Origin of the sequence: Natronorubrum sediminis (assembly GCF_900108095.1) — an archaeon.
GTDB classification, from domain to species: Archaea; Halobacteriota; Halobacteria; order Halobacteriales; family Natrialbaceae; genus Natronorubrum; species Natronorubrum sediminis.
In genome coordinates this window covers 282,899-298,978 of sequence record NZ_FNWL01000002.1, presented here as the reverse complement: position 1 = coordinate 298,978, position 16,080 = coordinate 282,899, and the positions used below count along the sequence as shown (strand labels likewise).

General features: G+C 61.9%; 25 protein-coding genes and 1 tRNA gene. 10 read left to right on the top strand and 16 right to left on the bottom strand.

Annotated features, from left to right (window positions below):
* Window position 1: 1 nt before the first annotated feature.
* The 12 genes from BLW62_RS08760 to BLW62_RS08705 are packed head-to-tail and all read right to left on the bottom strand — an operon-like array spanning window position 2 to window position 7,015.
* The gene (locus BLW62_RS08760; protein ID WP_076582148.1) at window positions 2-400 is read right to left on the bottom strand and encodes a 50S ribosomal protein L14; all 399 of its coding nucleotides are present in this window, start codon (window positions 398-400) and stop codon (window positions 2-4) included.
* Complete coding sequence (locus BLW62_RS08755; RefSeq protein ID WP_090506718.1) at window positions 400-843, bottom strand: 30S ribosomal protein S17; 444 nt, start codon at window positions 841-843, stop codon at window positions 400-402. Before BLW62_RS08755 ends, BLW62_RS08760 begins: the two co-directional genes overlap by 1 nt.
* Entirely contained in the window at window positions 834-1,280 is a 447-nt protein-coding gene (locus BLW62_RS08750; RefSeq protein WP_090506717.1) for a ribonuclease P protein component 1, read from the bottom strand. The genes BLW62_RS08755 and BLW62_RS08750 overlap by 10 nt, the downstream gene beginning before the upstream one ends.
* An 8-nt stretch (window positions 1,281-1,288) precedes the next feature.
* A complete protein-coding gene (gene rpmC, locus BLW62_RS08745) occupies window positions 1,289-1,504 on the bottom strand; it encodes a 50S ribosomal protein L29 (protein ID WP_090506716.1) in 216 nt (71 codons plus the stop codon).
* Window positions 1,504-2,460: a 30S ribosomal protein S3 gene (locus BLW62_RS08740; protein WP_090506715.1), complete on the bottom strand. Its 957-nt coding sequence runs from the start codon at window positions 2,458-2,460 to the stop codon at window positions 1,504-1,506. Before BLW62_RS08740 ends, rpmC begins: the two co-directional genes overlap by 1 nt.
* Entirely contained in the window at window positions 2,460-2,939 is a 480-nt protein-coding gene (locus tag BLW62_RS08735) for a 50S ribosomal protein L22 (protein WP_090506714.1), read from the bottom strand. Before BLW62_RS08735 ends, BLW62_RS08740 begins: the two co-directional genes overlap by 1 nt.
* Window positions 2,940-2,946: 7 nt before the next feature.
* Window positions 2,947-3,369, bottom strand: a complete 423-nt coding sequence (locus BLW62_RS08730) for a 30S ribosomal protein S19 (RefSeq protein ID WP_076582139.1) — start codon at window positions 3,367-3,369, stop codon at window positions 2,947-2,949.
* Window positions 3,366-4,088 carry a 50S ribosomal protein L2 gene (locus BLW62_RS08725; RefSeq protein WP_090506713.1) on the bottom strand — a complete coding sequence of 241 codons (723 nt, stop codon included), beginning with the start codon at window positions 4,086-4,088 and terminating at the stop codon, window positions 3,366-3,368. The genes BLW62_RS08730 and BLW62_RS08725 overlap by 4 nt, the downstream gene beginning before the upstream one ends.
* Before the next feature lie 2 nt (window positions 4,089-4,090).
* Window positions 4,091-4,345, bottom strand: coding sequence for a 50S ribosomal protein L23 (locus tag BLW62_RS08720; RefSeq protein WP_090506712.1), 255 nt, complete (start codon window positions 4,343-4,345; stop codon window positions 4,091-4,093).
* The gene (rpl4p, locus tag BLW62_RS08715) at window positions 4,342-5,094 is read right to left on the bottom strand and encodes a 50S ribosomal protein L4 (RefSeq protein ID WP_090506711.1); all 753 of its coding nucleotides are present in this window, start codon (window positions 5,092-5,094) and stop codon (window positions 4,342-4,344) included. The genes BLW62_RS08720 and rpl4p overlap by 4 nt, the downstream gene beginning before the upstream one ends.
* Window positions 5,095-5,097: 3 nt before the next feature.
* Entirely contained in the window at window positions 5,098-6,117 is a 1,020-nt protein-coding gene (locus BLW62_RS08710) for a 50S ribosomal protein L3 (protein WP_090506710.1), read from the bottom strand.
* Between the two features lie 4 nt (window positions 6,118-6,121).
* Window positions 6,122-7,015, bottom strand: a complete 894-nt coding sequence (locus BLW62_RS08705) for a putative RNA uridine N3 methyltransferase (protein ID WP_076582131.1) — start codon at window positions 7,013-7,015, stop codon at window positions 6,122-6,124.
* A 306-nt stretch (window positions 7,016-7,321) separates the two neighbouring features.
* Here BLW62_RS08705 and BLW62_RS08700 point away from each other — a divergent pair.
* From BLW62_RS08700 to BLW62_RS08690, 3 genes are all read left to right on the top strand, one after another.
* A tRNA-Gly gene (locus tag BLW62_RS08700) sits at window positions 7,322-7,392 on the top strand.
* Between the two features lie 576 nt (window positions 7,393-7,968).
* Window positions 7,969-8,322 (top strand): HalOD1 output domain-containing protein, encoded by a 354-nt coding sequence (locus BLW62_RS08695; protein WP_090506709.1) that lies wholly within the window; start codon window positions 7,969-7,971, stop codon window positions 8,320-8,322.
* Between the two features lie 172 nt (window positions 8,323-8,494).
* Entirely contained in the window at window positions 8,495-8,809 is a 315-nt protein-coding gene (locus tag BLW62_RS08690; RefSeq protein ID WP_090506708.1) for an MTH1187 family thiamine-binding protein, read from the top strand.
* A 91-nt stretch (window positions 8,810-8,900) separates the two neighbouring features.
* Here BLW62_RS08690 and BLW62_RS08685 read toward each other — a convergent pair whose 3' ends face one another.
* Window positions 8,901-9,344: a universal stress protein gene (locus BLW62_RS08685; protein WP_090506707.1), complete on the bottom strand. Its 444-nt coding sequence runs from the start codon at window positions 9,342-9,344 to the stop codon at window positions 8,901-8,903.
* Between the two features lie 102 nt (window positions 9,345-9,446).
* Here BLW62_RS08685 and BLW62_RS08680 point away from each other — a divergent pair, with 102 nt between their 5' ends.
* From BLW62_RS08680 to BLW62_RS08665, 4 genes are all read left to right on the top strand, one after another.
* Window positions 9,447-9,656: a heavy-metal-associated domain-containing protein gene (locus BLW62_RS08680; protein ID WP_090506706.1), complete on the top strand. Its 210-nt coding sequence runs from the start codon at window positions 9,447-9,449 to the stop codon at window positions 9,654-9,656.
* 69 nt (window positions 9,657-9,725) lie between these two features.
* Entirely contained in the window at window positions 9,726-10,658 is a 933-nt protein-coding gene (gene mch, locus BLW62_RS08675) for a methenyltetrahydromethanopterin cyclohydrolase (RefSeq protein WP_090507549.1), read from the top strand.
* A 14-nt stretch (window positions 10,659-10,672) separates the two neighbouring features.
* Window positions 10,673-11,194, top strand: coding sequence for a double winged helix-containing putative transcriptional regulator (locus BLW62_RS08670; protein ID WP_090506705.1), 522 nt, complete (start codon window positions 10,673-10,675; stop codon window positions 11,192-11,194).
* 163 nt (window positions 11,195-11,357) lie between these two features.
* Entirely contained in the window at window positions 11,358-11,768 is a 411-nt protein-coding gene (locus BLW62_RS08665; protein ID WP_090506704.1) for a hypothetical protein, read from the top strand.
* 45 nt (window positions 11,769-11,813) lie between these two features.
* Here BLW62_RS08665 and BLW62_RS08660 read toward each other — a convergent pair whose 3' ends face one another.
* Window positions 11,814-13,469 carry a GTPBP1 family GTP-binding protein gene (locus tag BLW62_RS08660; protein ID WP_090506703.1) on the bottom strand — a complete coding sequence of 552 codons (1,656 nt, stop codon included), beginning with the start codon at window positions 13,467-13,469 and terminating at the stop codon, window positions 11,814-11,816.
* Window positions 13,470-13,657: 188 nt separating this feature from the next.
* Between BLW62_RS08660 and BLW62_RS08655 the strand changes: the two genes are divergently transcribed.
* Window positions 13,658-13,837 carry a hypothetical protein gene (locus BLW62_RS08655; RefSeq protein WP_090506702.1) on the top strand — a complete coding sequence of 60 codons (180 nt, stop codon included), beginning with the start codon at window positions 13,658-13,660 and terminating at the stop codon, window positions 13,835-13,837.
* A 6-nt stretch (window positions 13,838-13,843) separates the two neighbouring features.
* Window positions 13,844-14,101, top strand: a complete 258-nt coding sequence (locus BLW62_RS08650) for a hypothetical protein (protein WP_090506701.1) — start codon at window positions 13,844-13,846, stop codon at window positions 14,099-14,101.
* Window positions 14,102-14,134: 33 nt separating this feature from the next.
* On the opposite strand, the gene pyrF is transcribed toward BLW62_RS08650, so the two are convergent.
* Entirely contained in the window at window positions 14,135-14,935 is an 801-nt protein-coding gene (gene pyrF, locus BLW62_RS08645) for an orotidine-5'-phosphate decarboxylase (RefSeq protein WP_090506700.1), read from the bottom strand.
* Between the two features lie 201 nt (window positions 14,936-15,136).
* On the opposite strand from pyrF, the gene BLW62_RS18660 reads away from it, so the two are divergent.
* Window positions 15,137-15,421, top strand: a complete 285-nt coding sequence (locus tag BLW62_RS18660; protein WP_090506699.1) for a hypothetical protein — start codon at window positions 15,137-15,139, stop codon at window positions 15,419-15,421.
* Between the two features lie 103 nt (window positions 15,422-15,524).
* On the opposite strand, the gene BLW62_RS08635 is transcribed toward BLW62_RS18660, so the two are convergent.
* The gene (locus BLW62_RS08635) at window positions 15,525-15,944 is read right to left on the bottom strand and encodes a VOC family protein (RefSeq protein ID WP_090507548.1); all 420 of its coding nucleotides are present in this window, start codon (window positions 15,942-15,944) and stop codon (window positions 15,525-15,527) included.
* Window positions 15,945-16,080: the final 136 nt, after the last annotated feature.

The following is a 16,080-nucleotide window of genomic DNA, read 5'->3' as shown; positions in this document are numbered from 1 at the left end:
TCTATACGATCATCGTCGCGGTAGATGCGATTGCTCCGAAGCGCTCTGCGACTTCGCGGGCGATCGGCCCCTTGATCTCCGTGCCGCGGGGCTCTTCGTTCTCGTCGATGATGACCGCCGCGTTGTCCTCGAACTTCAGGCGCGTCCCGTCCGGACGGCGGATCGATTTCCGCTGTCGAACGATGACTGCCTCGAGGACCTGACGGCGCATCTCGGGGGTCCCTTTCGTGACCGAAACGGTCACCTTGTCACCGAGGCCGGCCTTCGGCTGGCGGCTCTTGGTGCCGTGGTAGCCCGCGACGCTGATGACTTTCAGCTCCCGTGCGCCGGTGTTGTCGGCACACGTGACCAGCGACCCTTTCTTGAGTCCCTGGGTGACGTCGGCTTTCATTGCCTCCATTAGGCATCACCTTCGTCTTCAGCGTCGTCGCCGCCGAGGTCTTCGGCGGACAGCTGTGGGTCCGGCTCGGTTTCGCCGGTGAGCGCTGCCACGTCTTCGGCAGTCGCTTCTTCAGTTACTTCGACGACCACGTGCGATTTCGTCTTCGACAGTGGTCGGGTCTCTGCGATCGTGACCGTGTCACCGACCGAGAGCGGCTCGAGCACGCCCGGAACGTGTGCCGGGATGCGCGAGCGGCGTTTCATGAGGCGGTCGTATTTGGGTACCGCCACATCGTACTCTCGCTCGACGACTACGGTCTTGTCCATGTCCGTCGAGACGACCTGTCCCTCGAGGGTCTGTCCTCGAACGGGCAGTTCGCCGTAGAACGGACACGTCTCGTAGTCGTATTCCTCCGGGTTTTCTGGTTCCGGAGGGGTTTCAACGTCTAGTCCTATTGCCATGGTGAGTCACCATTAGTTTCCGTGCGTCGGGCGGGTCGTGAGAGCAACCGCGATCCATCGACCGTAACGTAGGCTACATCCTCGCCAGCGTGCTCGTTGATACGAGCACAGCCGACGGCGTCGCCGTCGGCTCGGTCCGACTCGTCCGTTTTATCGGCAGAGCCGGGTTGGGTGTCGGCCAGTTTGGACGCAGTCCCCGAGGACTTCGCGTCCTCGGCGGCTTCATCTGTGATCGCGAACTCGAATACTGAGCCCGATTTTGGCACCCGCAACACCCGAGACTCGCCATCGTCACGAACTTCGATCGAAAGCGTGTTCGTCGTCTCGATGACGACTCGGCCTTCGATTCCCTCCCGGCTGGCGTCGTCACTCTCGACGACGCGGACGGGAAGTCCGTTGAGTTCGTGCCGTGGGAGCGTTTCGGGTGTCAGTGCCATCGTTGTTCTTACTCGTCTTCCTCGAGATCGCCTTCTTCTCGCTGGATCGTCTTGACCCGCGCGATCGTCCGGCTCAGCTCACCGATGCGTCCCGGGTTCTCCGGGGCACCACCGGCTGCGAGAACGGATTTCTGGTTCAACAGCTCCGTCTCGAGTTCTTCGAGTTCTTCTTCGCGTTCTGCAGGCGTCATGTCGCGAACTTCTTCGACGTGGAGAATCGCCATCAGGCGTCACCTCCCTCGTCTTCCTCGGCATCGTCCGCGTCGTCCGCTTCCTCCTCGTCCATCTCTGCGACGAGTTCTTCGGCTTCTGCTTCGACGTCTTCCTCGAGTTCGTCGAGGTCGTCTTCGATCGGCGACTCGTCGGGGATCTCGACTTCTTCCTCGTCGGCCTCGACTTCCGCCTCGATGACCTCTTCGACGTCTTCTTCCTCGAGTTCTGGTTCGGTCTCGACAGCGTCCTCAGCAGGCGCTTCTGCGCCGGATTCGGCGGCTTCTGCCTCCTCAGGTTCGCCCTCGAGCAGTTCCTCGACACCCTCGGCCTCGTTGGCTTCGACGGCGTCTGGAACGATCTCTTCGGGATCCAGATCTTCGTGGACACCGAAGTCGTCGGGCAACTCGGCACCTGGCGGGATGATCTTGACGTTGACCCCGATGGTTCCGAGTTTCATGACGGCGACGCCCTGTCCGTGGTCGACGACCTCTTCGGCGGGTTCGCCGTTGTGCTTGATGTAGCCACGGTTGAACTTCTCCACGCGTGAGCGTGCACCCGTGACCTTCCCGGAGAGGACGATTTCCGCACCGAGTGCGCCGGCTTCCATGATCCGGTCGATCGTCGTGTGACCGGCCTTCCGGAAGTACCAGCCACGCTCGAGTGCGTTGGCCAGTCGGTCGGCGACGATTCGTGCGTTCAGGTCGGGTTCTTCGACCTCTTGCACGTCGATCTGTGGGTCCTCAAGGTTGAACTTCTCCTCGAGTGCCGTCGTGACCTTCCGGATGTTCTCGCCGCCTTTTCCGATGACCATCCCGGGCTTTTCGGCCTTGAGGACGATTTGCGTACCCATCGGCGTCTTGGCGACGTCCATACCGCCGTAGCCTGCGCGGCCGAGTTCTTCCTGGAAGAACTCGTCGATTTGGGACCGCTGAAGGCCATTTTCGATGAATTGGTGTTCGTCAGCCATTAGTTATCGTCCTCCGATGTTTCGTCGGTCTCCTCGACAACGATCTCAACGTCGACCTGCGGCGTGTTCCAGGCGGACGCTCGCCCCATCGCACGGGGTTTGCGGCCGACCGATTCGCCGACCTTGTGGGCTGCGATATGGACGATTTCCATCGTCTCGCCGTCGAAGCCCTGGTGGTCTGCGTTCGCCGCGACGTTCTCGAGCAAGTCGAGGAATTCGCCCGAGACCTTCTCGGGGTACTTGCCGGCGTCCCAGCCGTCGATGTCGGAGCGGTGACCCGCACCGGTGTTGTGGGACTTAAACGGAACCGACTGCTCTTCGTCGATGACGTCCTGAAGGTACGCCTGTGCGTCGGCGACAGTTTTGCCCTTCAGTTCGCGTGCGACCTCTTTGCTGTGCTTGTGGCTCATGTGACGCTCCCGAAGCATCGCTTTCGCGGTGGAGTCGGGATCGGCGTCGACTGAGTAGTTGATTCCCATACGATGATCACTTCAGTGGGACGAACTTCGAGGAACGAGTTGCACCGATACCTGCCTGTCCGTGCTCGACGGACGTGCGGGTGAGGCGGAACTCGCCGAGATAGTGTCCGATCATCTCGGGTTCGACGCGGACGCGCTCGAACGACTGTCCGTTGTAGACCTCGAAGGTGAGGTCGACGAACTCCGGCAGGATCGGCATATCCCGCAGGTGCGTTCGGATCGGCGCGTTCGCCGTCTGCTCCTCGTCTTTCTCGCGGGCTTCCTCGAGCAATTTCTGTTTCTCGACGGAGAGACCGCGTTCGATGCTTCGCCGCTTGCGAGCGGGTAGCAGTTCTGCAACTTCCTCGAGTTCCAGATCCTGCAGTTCCTCGAGCGTGTGGCCACGGTAGGTGAACTCACCTTCGCGGCCGGTTCTGTACTCCTGGCTCATTTGTCTCCACCTCGGCCGGTACGACGCGAGGAGATGTCACCCACCTTCCGTCCCGGCGGGGCGTCCCGCGAGACGGACTTGGGTTTGCCCGGGTGCTGTCGGCCACCGCCACCGAATGGGTGGTCGACGGCGTTCATCGCGACACCACGGACGCGAGGCCATTTGGAGCCCCGTGCTTTCATCTTGTGATACTTGTTCCCTGCTTTGACCATCGGCTTCTCAGTGCGGCCACCGCCGGCGACGACGCCGATGGTTGCACGACACTGCGGATCGAGGCGCTTGACCTCGCCGCTTGGAAGCTGGACGACCGCCGCGTTGCGGTCGTGGGTGATCAGGTCCGCGTTGACACCGGATGCGCGCGCGAACTTGCCACCGTCGCCCTGGTTGGCTTCGATGTTACAGACTGGGACCCCTTCCGGGATCTCTGCGAGTGGCATCGTGTTACCCGGCTTGATTTCAGCCGAGACACCGACCTGGATCTCTTCGCCGACGCTAATTCCCTCGGGTGCGAGGACGAGGCGCTGTTCGCCGTCCTCGAACTCGATGGCTGCGACTGGCGCAGAGCGGGCCGGGTCGTGTTCGATGTCGACGACCGTTCCGCGAACGATGTCGTCGTCCTCGGTCTGCTTGTGATCGAGCTTCGCCTTGTATCGGTGTGACGGAGCGCGGAACGTAGAGGTACCGCGACCACGTCGTTGTCCGAGAATACGTCGTCCCATTCTCAGAACACCCCAATTCTCGAGGCGACTTCCTGTGCGTCGTCGTCCTCGGAGAGTTTGATGATCGCTTTCTTCTTGCCCTTCATCGTTAGTTGCGTGTTGATGTCGTCGACTGCAACTTCGAAGCGCTCCTCGACGACCTCCCGGATCTCGGGTTTGGTCGCGTCGGGGTTACAAACGAACTGGAGCTTGTTCTCGAAGTCCATGTCGTTCATCGCCTTCTCGGTGACCAGTGGGTGATCGATAATCGTACTCATCGGTCAGCCACCTCCTCGAGTGCGCTTTCGGTCCAGACGGTCAATCTGCCGGCCTGTGTGCCGGGTGCGAGGTCCTCTGCGTTGACCTCTGCAGCGGTCGCCACGTCGGCACCAGCGAGGTTCCGTGCCGCACGGGATGGGCCGGTTTCGCTCGAGGTGACGAAGAGGATCGACTTCGGCGTCTGGTACTTGCGTCCACGGGTCTTTCCGCGACCCGAGCGGACGTTTCGACCGTCGTCAGCGCGTTCGATATCGTCTGCGAGGCCCGCTGCCTCGAGGAATTCGACGACCTCGGACGTCTTCTGGAGGTCTTCGAATTCGTCGTCGACGACGACCGGAAGCTCGGCGTCCTCGTCGAACGCGTGACCGCGCTCTGCGACGAGTTCTGCGTCCGTCGTTGCCGCGATGGCGCTGCGGACGGCCAGCTTCTTTGCTTTCGTGTTGATCGATTCGGTCTGGTCTTTCTCGGCCTTTGGCGGGTGTGCCTTTCGTCCTTTGACAGCCTGAGGGACGCGTCGTGCGCGTCCGTCCTGGCGTGGGACGTGGGCCATACCGCGGCCGCTACCGAACGATTCCGCGGGCGTTCGCTTGCCGGCGAACTCGTCGGCACCGTAGGCCTGTTTTCGGTTTGCCTGGGAGACGTTGACGGCGCGCGCGATCAAGTCCGGGCGGTAGTTCGTCTCGAAGACCGCCGGGAGCTCGACCGAGCCCGCGTCGTCGCCGTCCAGGTCTCGTACTGTTGCGTCCATGTGTTATCCCTGGTTAGATTCGGTGGAGACGTAGCGAACCTCGGGATCGAGGCGCGGCTGGTCTCCGGGTCGGATCGCCGGGCGGAAGCGTACGAGACGCTTGTTTGGCCCGGGGAGCGAGCCCTTGATCAGCGCGTGCGGTCCGTCGACTTCGCCGTAGTTGACGAAGCCACCGTCGACCGTCGCGTCTGCGCCGTCGCCGATGTCGACGAGGCGTTTGTTCAGTTCCGTCCGCTGGTGGTAACCGGTCTGACCCTGCTGGGGGACCGTCGACCGAACGCGGGACGGATTCCAGGGACCAAGGTTCCCGATGCGGCGGCGCCATCCCTGCCGGGCGTGCTTGCCCTTTCGTTTCTGGACGCCCCAGCGTTTGACTGGGCCTTGGGTCCCTTTCCCTTTCGTGACGCCGCTTGCGTCGACGTACTCGCCGGCGCGGAACACGTCGTTCATGACGTGCTCGCCGCCGTCAGCGACGGTCTCGAGGGCGAATTCGACGCGATCCTCGAGGGAGCCGCCGCCGACTCGCGTTTCCATCACGTCCGGTTTCTTCTTCGGCATCGAGGGAATGTCCCCCGGAACCGTGTGCGTGATGACGCGAACGTCGTCGACGCGCCCCTCCTCGAGGTGGCCGCGAAGATCGTCTTCGGCGGCGGTGGCGTCGTAGTCATCACCGGGAATGTCCAGAACGCGATCGAGTTCGGAAACGAACTCGTCGGTCCAGACCTCGGTGACCGGCTGCATGCCGTATGGCGTCTCTTCGTACGCTCGCAGTGCAACAGCGCGCATTGGCGGCGTCTCCACGATCGTAACGGGGACGGTCTCTTCCATCCCTTCGGTCGGCGAGTTCGCTTTGTCGTCGACCATTACGACGTGGGTCATGCCGGCCTTGTAGCCCGCGAAGCCCTGGAGCGTCGGCTGTCCGTCGTCGTCCGGCCACGAGTTAAAGCGTGGGACCTCGCTGGTCGCACGCTCTCGCGGACCGAACCCGAGTGAGCCTTTGCGTGGTGAATTTGCTTGTGGCATTCTATCACTCTCTCAGTGAGAGGGGAGCGAGGGTTGCGAACAGAGCCTCCTCCGTTCGCACGACCTCGCTTCCCTGATCCGGAACCGTGTTTAGCCAGAGGTCGAACCCCGGATCAGCGGTGGGTTCGACTCCGTCGTCAGCTGCGTCCTCGGTGGACGACTGAACGTCTGCCTCGTCGCTCGAGGAGACGGCCGACGCCTCGATTCCGAGGATATCCGGCAGCCCTCTCTCGGGCGCGCCGAACGCGATGGTCATCCCATCTCGTTCGGTGCGTCCGGCCAGCGTCTCGAGCCGCCCGACGGTGAGTTGCTCACCGAATCGGGAGGCCGCGATACAGACGCCGGCGTCCTCACGGCCGAGTGCTGCGGAGAGGTCCGCGCGCTCGACTGACAGCCCCGGAAGGGGCTCATCAGTGAGCTTCGCCCGGACCGGTCGTCGCGAAGAGATCCTGACGGTCACGCGCTCCCCCTCTGTGACCTCCATCGATGGAGGCACGTTGAGTGAGATCGGGTGTTGCAAGCCGCAATTGACCCGGACGCGCCCTTCAGGTCCGACCTCGGTCACGATCCCTTGTCTTGACGACCCCGAACCGTTCGATTCGGAGCCGGTCTGTGACACCGCACGGAGCGGCGGCAAGATGCCCACATACTCCAGTTCGTCTCGCATGCCCCACGCCTCGTTTCGGAGGTATGGCGGCGTTGCGGCGTACCGCAAGACGGTGTGTACGAACCCGCCGTCGAATCGCCCTGTTTCGCCGTCCCGATCTGGGTAGACGAGCAGGCGATCAGCCCGGAAGATGGTCGCCGCGCGGGCGATGTATCCGAGTTTGCGAGTTGCCTCGCGTTTGTCCTCGGCTTCGCGGGTGAGTGACGACGGAACGAGTATGCTGACGGTCATGCCGAAACGCTTCGGCGCCGCGTCACTAGACTGTAGCGTTTTGTTGCGCTCAAGGTCTTAAAAGGATAGCGGATTCGATTGCGACTGTGACGCTCTCACAGCCCCGAATTCGTGGTGAACGGACACATACTCACTCGATATGATAACTATGGCGCAGGGTTCGACGAATGTCCGAGAATTCGGCGGGAAATGGACTCGAGAACCGACAGCCTGCGGAGTGGGTGCCGATCGTGTGCCGGTCTGCCGAACCTGAAACGATTCGCAACCCTTATACATCCTTCCCGAAGTAGAATAAAGTGCAACAGGGCGCTGGTAGTGTAGTGGTATCACGTGACCTTGCCATGGTCACAACCTGGGTTCAAATCCCAGCCAGCGCATTTTTGGGTGAACAACAACGACGAGCGAAGCGAGGAGTCCGTTCACCCAAAAATCATCCTTGGATTTGAACGAGAGGAGTCGCAGTCCGGGGAGTAAGTGAAACGAACGACTCGGAACGTCTCCGCGTTGTTCAAATCCCAGCCAGCGCATTTCTCCGACGAACAACTTCGACGGGCTCCGCATAGCGTGTGCCCGTCATCCGTGAGTCGTGAAGCCCCACTGGATTTGAATCAGACTGAGGTTCTGCGAGCACCGCGAGCAGGTTCTCGGGCGTTGTTCAAATCCCAGCCAGCGCACTTCTCCGACGAACAACTTCGACGAGCACCGCGTATTGTGTGTTCGTCATCCTTCGAATCCTCGAGCGAGACGGGTATCGGTCGGTGAAAACCTCACAATCGACCGTCCTCGCTCGTGGTCTGCTTCGAGCCAACTCGCCTCGAGACTCGAGTTGTGAATTCGATGGCTGACCAGTAATCAGACGGGGAACTCATGGCAAGTGACTGAAGCTATCGCCGAGTGGCTTTTATACTGGGGTTTGCTACGGACGACTGGACGATTGGACGCCAGATCAAGCAATGCACACGGAACTACCCACCGCTGACGATGCGGACGACCTCCAGTACGACCAGCCCAACGACCGCTACGTGTTCCATCACGATTCAGAGAGCACGGCCACGATAACGACGACGATCGTTCACGCGCTCGCACAGATCGCAGATACCGACGTCTCCCAAGGAGAGTTCTCCCTCTACGATAGCGTCGATCCCGACGCACTCGATCGGCTCTTCCGGACGAAAGCCGACGGTACCGAACGTTCGGGTGGCCACGTCGCGTTCACCGCGCTCGAGCACGAAGTCTACGTCTACGCGAACGGAGACGTCATCATCTACCCGCCGTCCGAAGTCGACACACCCGGCCGTCCGAAATAATCGCGTTGGTGTCCACTGACGTTGTTCGATCGCCGTGAGTTTTCGCCGATGTTGTCCCGACTCCTGTTGGCCCGACTCGAGTCCGCTCGAGCGCTCGCACTCCCGTTTCGGTTGGAGTGTGCCAGTCGTCGCATGAGATGGGTTTAGGAACCATCACCACGTGGGTCCGGGCATGACGGTAATCGGACTACTGAGTGTCGCACCGGTAACCGAAGAGAGCATGTCCAGCGAAATCGCGAAGGCGGTCGACGCGCTCGAGGAGTACGACGTCGAGTACGAGACGAACCCGATGGGGACGGTAATCGAAGCCGAGAGTACCGACGAACTGTTTTCGGCCGCGCAGGCCGCTCACGACGCGGTGGATCACGACCGCGTGAGCACCGTCTTGAAGATCGACGATAAGCGGACGCGAGAGACGACTGCGGCGGAAAAAGTCGAGTCGGTCGAGGAGCACCTCGGTCGGTCGGCGACGAGTGCAGACGAGTAGGGATCACCGTTTGTTCTCTCCGAGAGCCGACAAAGAACGACGAATCGCGACGAGAGTTGAGGAACGCTGAGGAGAAGCGACAGCAAGCGAGTTACGCCGGAACGACTTTGACCGGTCGGTCGGTGTCGAGGATGACCGATTGGGCGACGCTACCGAAGAGAACCTTGCCCACCGGCGACTGTCGGCGCGCACCGATGACGATTTCGTCGACGTCGAACTGGTTCGCGATGTCCACGATCGCGGCCGCCGGATTTCCCGTCGCAGAGTGAACGCGTACGTCGACGTCAGCCGCCGTGAGTTCTTCGGCAGCCATCGAAACCGTCTCGACGAGTTCCGCGAGCGCGTCGTCGTCGAGGTCGCGTCGGATCTCGCCGATCTCCACGTCGTCGTCGCTGTCGGCGAACTCGAGTTCCTTGCGGACGTGCAGGAGTTCGACGGCGAACTCCTCGCTCGCGTTCGCGAGGTCGATAACGGACTCGAGTTGTGCATTCACGCGCGCCTCGTGGTCGTCGATCGGAACGAGTACTGTGTACATGCGAGAAAGAACAACGTTCTCACATATCAAACCATATCATCGATCCTATCGCCAGAAATCGTCGAACGAAACTTCTACCCCGCCAGCGAGGGTAGGGCCGATATGGATCAAACGACACTTCGCGTCACCGGAATGGCCTGTGACGGCTGTGAAGCGAACGTCATCGACGCGCTCGAGTCCCTCGAGGGAGTCTCGTCGGCGACGGCAGACCACGAAGCGGAGACGGTTCGCGTCGAACACGACGAGACGACGGTCGACGAAGCGTCGATCGCCAACACGATCGACGACGCTGGCTACGACGTCGCCGAGTAACGCCCGTCGTCGCTGGGGCGCGATAGTCGAACTGCAAACTGTTTTAGGCTACAGCAAGAACCTGTGGGCATGGAAAGTCTCAACCGGATGGCGATCGAGTTGGTCGACGAGGCCCTCGAGTACGCCGAGGAGCTGAATATTGGCGGCTACGATCTCGCGAACGACGCGACGGTTCTCGACTTCGGTCTCGAGTTCGACGGCGGGATCGAAGCCGGGCTGTTGCTCACGGAAATCCAGACGGCAGGGATGGCGACGCCGAGCCACCACCTCGAGGAGATCGGCGGCGCACCGATCCCACACATCGAACTCTCGACGGACCAGCCGGCGCTGTCGTTGCTCGGCTCCCAGAAGGCGGGTTGGGAGCTGGCAACGGAAGACTTCGAGGGACTGGGAAGCGGCCCAGCGCGGGCGCTCGTCGCCGAAGAAGACGAGTTTCGCCAGATCGGCTACACCGACGCGTTCGACCTGACGGCGCTCGCAGTCGAGACGGATCAGGATCCGACCGCGGCCGCGGCCGAGCAGGTTGCAGAATTGGCTGAAGTCGAGACGAGCAGCGTCTTCTTGCTCGCCTATCCAACTGCGAGCCTGGTCGGCAGCGTCACGAACGCCGCTCGAGCGGCGGAACTCGCGACGTTCAGGCTCTCCGAACTCGGGTACGATCCGCTGGATATCGTCTCGGCGACGGGGAAAGCGCCGGTCGCACCCGTCGGCGGGGACGAAGCGACGGCGATCGCTCGCACGAACGATGCCATCGCCTACGGCGGGACGGCACACCTGACCGTTCGCGAGGATGCGGACGTCTTCGATTCGGTTCCGTCGACTGCGGCAGACGGTCACGGCCGCCCGTTCGGCGAGATCTTCGACGACCTCGAGTGGGAGTTCTCGGAGGTGCCTGCGGATCTCTTCGCGCCTGCGAAGGTCACCGTCGACGTCATCGGCGGACCGACGTACGTCCACGGCGAAACTGACGAAGACCTCCTCGTCGAGTCCTTCGACCTGTAAATCGACTCCTACTCGTGCAGTTCAAACCAATCCCCGAACCGCCACACGATCTCGAGTCCGTCGAGTCGATTCTCGAGGCGGTGCCGGATACGGCGGGGGCCGTCGACGACTGCTGTGCCCACCTCGTCCGGGAAACGCGACTCGAGACCCGAGCGGACGCCGAGACGTGGCTCGCGTTCGTGCGGGCGCTCGAACTCGCGAGCGAGGAGCCGGCGGGGTATCGTCGGGCCGAGGACGCGACGGTTCGGCTGGCTCAGTTCGAAGCGGAAGCCGATTCGTTACAGGAATCGTTCAAAGCGCGTGTGTACGCCGCGGAAGCCGTTCTCGAGTCACTCGAAAGAGCCGACGAACCCCGGAACGTCGAAGCCGTTTTCGACGACGTTCGCGGCGAGATTCCGGCGTTGAAGCGGATGCAAAACGACGGCGACCTCGAGACGCACTGGCTCGAGCGAACGAAACGGCTCCTCGAGTGGGCCGCGCTGTTAGCCCTCGTCCAGCGAACGGAAGACGGACGATACCTGCGTTGGTCGGAGTAGCGAGACGAGATCTGGTCCACATCGCCGACGGTGCCGTCGATGGCGCGTATTGGCGTGTGCGAGCACTGTTAGACGGCCCGTTGCTGTGTGGCCCGTACTCCAGGGGGCAGGCATTGTCACTCGATCGGCCGATTTTTGAGTGGGTAGTTCGACGTGAATTGCAATGACCGACCGCGCGATCAACTTTCAGGATATCGTCGCGTCGATCCGTGACAGCGCCGATGGCGTCGACGACGAGACAAGCGCACCGTCCGCGGCGATCGCCACAGCCACGGGGACGGGAGTCGTCGAGACGTGCAAAGAACTTTTCAGTGCGCTCGAGGACGCTCCTGACCGACAATCCTGTGAGTTCTACATGAGTATTCACACGCGTCGCGAACTCGAGCGAGGACTGGTCGAGACCGGACCGGCCGCGGCGTCGATGGATTTCCTCGATCGGCAGATTCGAACCGACGTTTCGATGCCGGACGAGACGGTGTTGTTCATGCAACCGGATGCGGTCACGCTCGGCGGGACGATCACCGGACAGTCGACGATCGGCGTGGGAACGATCTCGAGCGAGCGAGCCGAGTAGTCGATACGGTTGGTCTCGGAACCGATCAATACGTCAACCGATCAATCAGTGTACCGGGTGAACGTCGGTCACCGTTCCGACGCCTTTGCTTCGGCCCTCGCGGAAGACGAATTTCTGACCCTCCTCGACGAGATACGGGCGGAACTTGAACCGGACGGTGGTTTCGCCAGTATCGCCCGGGAGGAGCCGTCCGTCTTCGGGGTGGAACGCGGCGGCTTCGCCGATGGTCTCGAGGTGGACGACGGGTTCGTAGCCGTCCCCGATCCGGGTCGGGTGGTTGAGCACCATCACTTCCGCGTCGAACTCTCGCACGGGGGTTGGATCTGCTTCCCGCGGGAGAAGGGCCATCCCGCGTTCGATGGCGCTCTCTTTGACTCCTTTCAGAGCGATTCCGACGATACGACCGGCTCGAGCCGTATCGACGCGATGGTAGTGCATCTCGATCGAGCGAACTTCGACCTCCTGAAACCGGCCGTCGGGCATCGGGCCGAGCAGGAGTTCGTCACCGGCCTCAACCTCGCCAGCCATGACGGTGCCGGAGGCGACGGCTCCAACGCCGGTCACGGAGTAGCTTCGGTCGACGTACATTCGGAACTCGCCCGTATCCTGTGAGGTCTTCGGCAGGCGATCGAACAGTTCGTCGAGCGTCTCGAGGCCGTCCATCGTAATGGCGCTCGTCTCGACGATGGGGACGACGCGTTCGCTGATTTCGTCGACGGCCGCGTCGACACCGTGGCGAGAGACGCGAAGCGGCGATTTGTCGACGTCCCGGAGGAGTCGCTCGACCTCGCGTTCGACCTCCTCGACACGTTCGTCGTCGACGGCGTCCGTTTTCGTGATCGCGACGATGGTCGGGAGGTCCGTGGCGAGCAGGACGCCCAGGTGTTCGCGTGTGGTTCGCGTTGGGCCGTCGTCTGCGGCGACGACGAGGAGCCCGTAGTCGAGTTTCTGACCGACGAGTCCGCGAATCGTCGTGCGGAGCCACGGCTCGTGGCCGACGGTGTCGACGAACGAGACGAGTCGCTCAGCCTCTTCGACGACGGCCGCGCGGTCTGCCTTCCGGTTGGGATTACGGACTCGAACCGGGCCATCGTCGTCGAAGCCGTAGACGGCATAAGAGAGGTCGGCCGAGAGACCTCGTTCGACCTCGTGGGGCTGGACGTCGAGGAACGAGCGTGTCGCACCGTTGCCGTCGTCGGCGTTGCCGGTCACGAGCGAGCCGACGAGCGTACTCTTGCCGTGGTCGACGTGGCCCGCCGTCCCGACGACGACGTGCTCGTCGTCCGTCTCGAGGACGCTCCCCTCCTGAATCGTCGCGAGACCGACGAGGCCGCGGTCGGACGCCGTCGACGACCGGTCCCCGTCGGAGTCGTTCGCGTCCGAACCACCGTTGATTCCCCACGTTTGTACGTCGTCGATGTGGGCGTCGGCTTCCTCGGCCAGCAGCGAGAGCACGTCCATCGTCTCGGAGAACGTGTCGGGGTCGATACCGGCGAGCCCGCCGTCGTCGGTGACACCGACCGCGTACGTCGCCTCGCCGTCGCCAGAAAGGAGTCGATGACGCAGTTGTGCGGCCAGGCTCTCTCGGCGTCCACCCTCGAGGTGGACATCACGTGATAGTCGTTCCTTGAATTCGACGTTGCCACCGTCCTGTTCACCACGGTCCAGGGCTCGCTCGAGGAGAGCCCGGTCACGGCTCATGTAGCCCGGTAGCTGCCCACATGGCAAAAGCCTTCCCGTACATTGCTAACACTGTACACGGACGTGGGTATCGGTGGAAAACACTGTACACGACTGAGTTGCATCGATGGGGTACGAAAAACGGGTCTGTGAACGGCAATTGAGGGTTCCGACACCGGTTTCAAGTCACTCGAGCGCCGAGTATCTCTATGAGCGTGAGCGGTCTCTGTCAGATCTGTGAGTCCAAACCGGCCCAACACCAGTGTGCGAACTGCGGGACGCTCGTGTGTACCGATCACTACGAGCGAGACGCCCAGTTGTGCGTCCAGTGTGCGACGCAAGCAAACCCGAGTCGCCAGTCGGACGACGTGGATATCAACCGGTTTTGACCGCCGATGACCACGTTTCGCGACCACCTCGGTGAGACGCTCGAGATTGGCGAGCGCGTCCGTGTCACCCTCGAGAAAGAAGACGACGGCACGCTCGTCGCTGCACACCCGAACGACTCGAGTCCGCTCGATATCGCCGTCGTTGAGGGGATGGCGTTACTCGAGGAAGAACCGCCGACGCAGCCAGTCGAGGTCGAACTCCTCCCGCGGGCCGTCGACGGGCGAATCGCCGGCCGGGTTGTGGATGCTCGTCAGTCCGGATAGTAGCTGCGCGTCAGTCCGAATAGTTGCTGCTCGTCAGTCCCGGTACTGATTCAATCGCGATTTCAACCGCTTCGCGGCCTGTCCACTCGCACTGGCGAAGCGCTCGCCGTCGTGCTCTCCGGCGAAGATGATCCCCCGCGAGGAGTTGACCAGCCCGACACCGTTTGCAAGGCCGTACTCGACCGCCGCTTCGGCGTCTCCGCCCTGTGCGCCCACGCCGGGGACGAGAAACGGCAGGTCCGGAACTTGCTCGCGGAGGTCCTCGAGTTCGTCTTCGTTCGTCGCGCCGACGACGAGTCCGACGTTGTCGTGTTCGTTCCAGAGATCTGCTAGTGCGGCGACGCGCTCGTAGAGCGTCTCTCCGGTCTCGAGTTCGAGATCCTGGAGGTCGGCCCCGCCGGGATTGGACGTGCGACAGAGGACGAAGACACCCGCTTCCTCGTCGGCAAGAAACGGTTGAAGGGAGTCTCGACCCATGTAGGGGTTGACTGTAATCGCATCGACGCGCTCGAGAATTTGGGCGTACTGGCGGGTCGTGTTGCCGATATCGGCCCGTTTAGCGTCTAAGAGGACGGGAACACCCTTCCCGTGGGCGTACGCGATGGTTTCCTCGAGGGCCGCCCAGCCGTCGGGGTCTTCGTAGAAGGCAGCGTTCGGTTTGTAGACGGCGGCGTGTTCGTGCGTCGCGTCGATAATCCGTCGGTTGAACGCCCACCGCGGCAGGTCGTACTCCCCTAAGTGGTCGGGAATCCGCGATGGATCGGGATCGAGGCCGACGCTGACGACGCTGTCGACCGTCCGAATGCGGTCGTGCAAGCGATCGAAGAAGTTCATGGCTGGGAGTGTGTGGGGGGCAATCGAAAAGGTTGCTATCCCGTAGAGTCGATCCGCTGGGAGTCAGTATACGCGCCATTTCAGACAGCCGTCGAAGTGTCTGCTGCCTCACAGGAATCTGATAGTCATCACCTTCGGATCGTCGTACTTCCAAATATTTTAGACATCAAGTACTTCGGTAGTATACCCGTGGACAACAGTATGGCAACACGAACACCTGATACCTCCACCTCCCGTCTCGGTCAACTTCGAAACCGTATTCGCTCCACGTTCTTCGCGAGCGAAGAGACGCCAGCAAACGATGCCGTCGACCGAAAAATGCCAACCCCTCACTCGAGTCCGAACCCCAATGCCCCGGGGAACCTCTTTCAGTGCTCAACGTGTGAAACGGTCTACATCGACTCCGAGAAAAGCCACTGTTCGTCCTGTGAGACGACGGTCGAAGAAGTTCGGTCGAAACTCGAGTCGACACCACCACAGTTGTAACTCGTCTCTGTTCACTGTCGTAGATCAGATTTCTCGAGGACACCAGAGCGGCGAACGGTCAGTTCACTATGTGTGTCACTCACTTGGTATCGCCCTCGTTTTCTCAGGATTCGAGAATTTCGATCAGGTTACCCTCGGGGTCCCGAAGGAAGAGAATCGACGTGCCACTCTCCGTCGTCCGTGGCTCGCTGAGCGTCTCAACGTCGTCGGGGAGCTCGTTCGCGAACACTTCGAGGTCTGGAACGTCGAGCCCGACGTGGACCACACCGGGCTGGTTGAGTCCGCCTGCGGGTGTCGCTCGTGCGGCAGGATCGTACTCGACGAGTTCGAGACGGATCCCGTCGGCCTCGAGGTGGACGAACTCGCCGTGTGCGTCCCCAACGCCGACGGCGTCGGAAAACGCCTCTCCGCCGACGTGAAATCGGTCGGCGACGGAGAGACCGAGGACGTCTCGATAAAACGGTAGTATCTCCTCGAGATCGCGAACGGTAACTCCGACGTGGTGGGCGCTGAGTGACGTCATCGAGTGAATCCTCTGACTCTGCGGGAAAAACGCTTCCGGCTCCATTCGTGCTCGACTCGAGCATCTGTAGACGGGTGATACCACTCGACACGGGGGTGGGCGGGCCATTGTGACGAAAAAATTCCCCTCCTGTGAC

Excerpts from the sequence above, each read along its gene's own strand:
- BLW62_RS08635 (WP_090507548.1), bottom strand. The coding sequence starts at position 15,944 with ATGACGTCACTCAGCGCCCACCACGTCGGAGTTACCGTTCGCGATCTC.
- BLW62_RS08740 (WP_090506715.1), bottom strand. The coding sequence starts at position 2,460 with ATGGCTGACGAACACCAATTCATCGAAAATGGCCTTCAGCGGTCCCAA.
- BLW62_RS08730 (WP_076582139.1), bottom strand. The coding sequence starts at position 3,369 with ATGAGCCAGGAGTACAGAACCGGCCGCGAAGGTGAGTTCACCTACCGT.
- rpmC (WP_090506716.1), bottom strand. The coding sequence starts at position 1,504 with ATGGCGATTCTCCACGTCGAAGAAGTTCGCGACATGACGCCTGCAGAA.
- BLW62_RS08750 (WP_090506717.1), bottom strand. The coding sequence starts at position 1,280 with ATGGCACTGACACCCGAAACGCTCCCACGGCACGAACTCAACGGACTT.
- BLW62_RS08725 (WP_090506713.1), bottom strand. The coding sequence starts at position 4,088 with ATGGGACGACGTATTCTCGGACAACGACGTGGTCGCGGTACCTCTACG.
- BLW62_RS08705 (WP_076582131.1), bottom strand. The coding sequence starts at position 7,015 with ATGACCGTCAGCATACTCGTTCCGTCGTCACTCACCCGCGAAGCCGAG.
- BLW62_RS08665 (WP_090506704.1), top strand. The coding sequence starts at position 11,358 with ATGACCGACCGCGCGATCAACTTTCAGGATATCGTCGCGTCGATCCGT.
- BLW62_RS08660 (WP_090506703.1), bottom strand. The coding sequence starts at position 13,469 with ATGAGCCGTGACCGGGCTCTCCTCGAGCGAGCCCTGGACCGTGGTGAA.
- rpl4p (WP_090506711.1), bottom strand. The coding sequence starts at position 5,094 with ATGGACGCAACAGTACGAGACCTGGACGGCGACGACGCGGGCTCGGTC.
- BLW62_RS08685 (WP_090506707.1), bottom strand. The coding sequence starts at position 9,344 with ATGTACACAGTACTCGTTCCGATCGACGACCACGAGGCGCGCGTGAAT.
- BLW62_RS08735 (WP_090506714.1), bottom strand. The coding sequence starts at position 2,939 with ATGGGAATCAACTACTCAGTCGACGCCGATCCCGACTCCACCGCGAAA.
- BLW62_RS08655 (WP_090506702.1), top strand. The coding sequence starts at position 13,658 with ATGAGCGTGAGCGGTCTCTGTCAGATCTGTGAGTCCAAACCGGCCCAA.
- mch (WP_090507549.1), top strand. The coding sequence starts at position 9,726 with ATGGAAAGTCTCAACCGGATGGCGATCGAGTTGGTCGACGAGGCCCTC.
- BLW62_RS08690 (WP_090506708.1), top strand. The coding sequence starts at position 8,495 with ATGACGGTAATCGGACTACTGAGTGTCGCACCGGTAACCGAAGAGAGC.
- BLW62_RS18660 (WP_090506699.1), top strand. The coding sequence starts at position 15,137 with ATGGCAACACGAACACCTGATACCTCCACCTCCCGTCTCGGTCAACTT.
- BLW62_RS08680 (WP_090506706.1), top strand. The coding sequence starts at position 9,447 with ATGGATCAAACGACACTTCGCGTCACCGGAATGGCCTGTGACGGCTGT.
- BLW62_RS08650 (WP_090506701.1), top strand. The coding sequence starts at position 13,844 with ATGACCACGTTTCGCGACCACCTCGGTGAGACGCTCGAGATTGGCGAG.
- BLW62_RS08720 (WP_090506712.1), bottom strand. The coding sequence starts at position 4,345 with ATGAGTACGATTATCGATCACCCACTGGTCACCGAGAAGGCGATGAAC.
- BLW62_RS08755 (WP_090506718.1), bottom strand. The coding sequence starts at position 843 with ATGGCAATAGGACTAGACGTTGAAACCCCTCCGGAACCAGAAAACCCG.
- BLW62_RS08695 (WP_090506709.1), top strand. The coding sequence starts at position 7,969 with ATGCACACGGAACTACCCACCGCTGACGATGCGGACGACCTCCAGTAC.
- BLW62_RS08710 (WP_090506710.1), bottom strand. The coding sequence starts at position 6,117 with ATGCCACAAGCAAATTCACCACGCAAAGGCTCACTCGGGTTCGGTCCG.
- BLW62_RS08760 (WP_076582148.1), bottom strand. The coding sequence starts at position 400 with ATGGAGGCAATGAAAGCCGACGTCACCCAGGGACTCAAGAAAGGGTCG.
- pyrF (WP_090506700.1), bottom strand. The coding sequence starts at position 14,935 with ATGAACTTCTTCGATCGCTTGCACGACCGCATTCGGACGGTCGACAGC.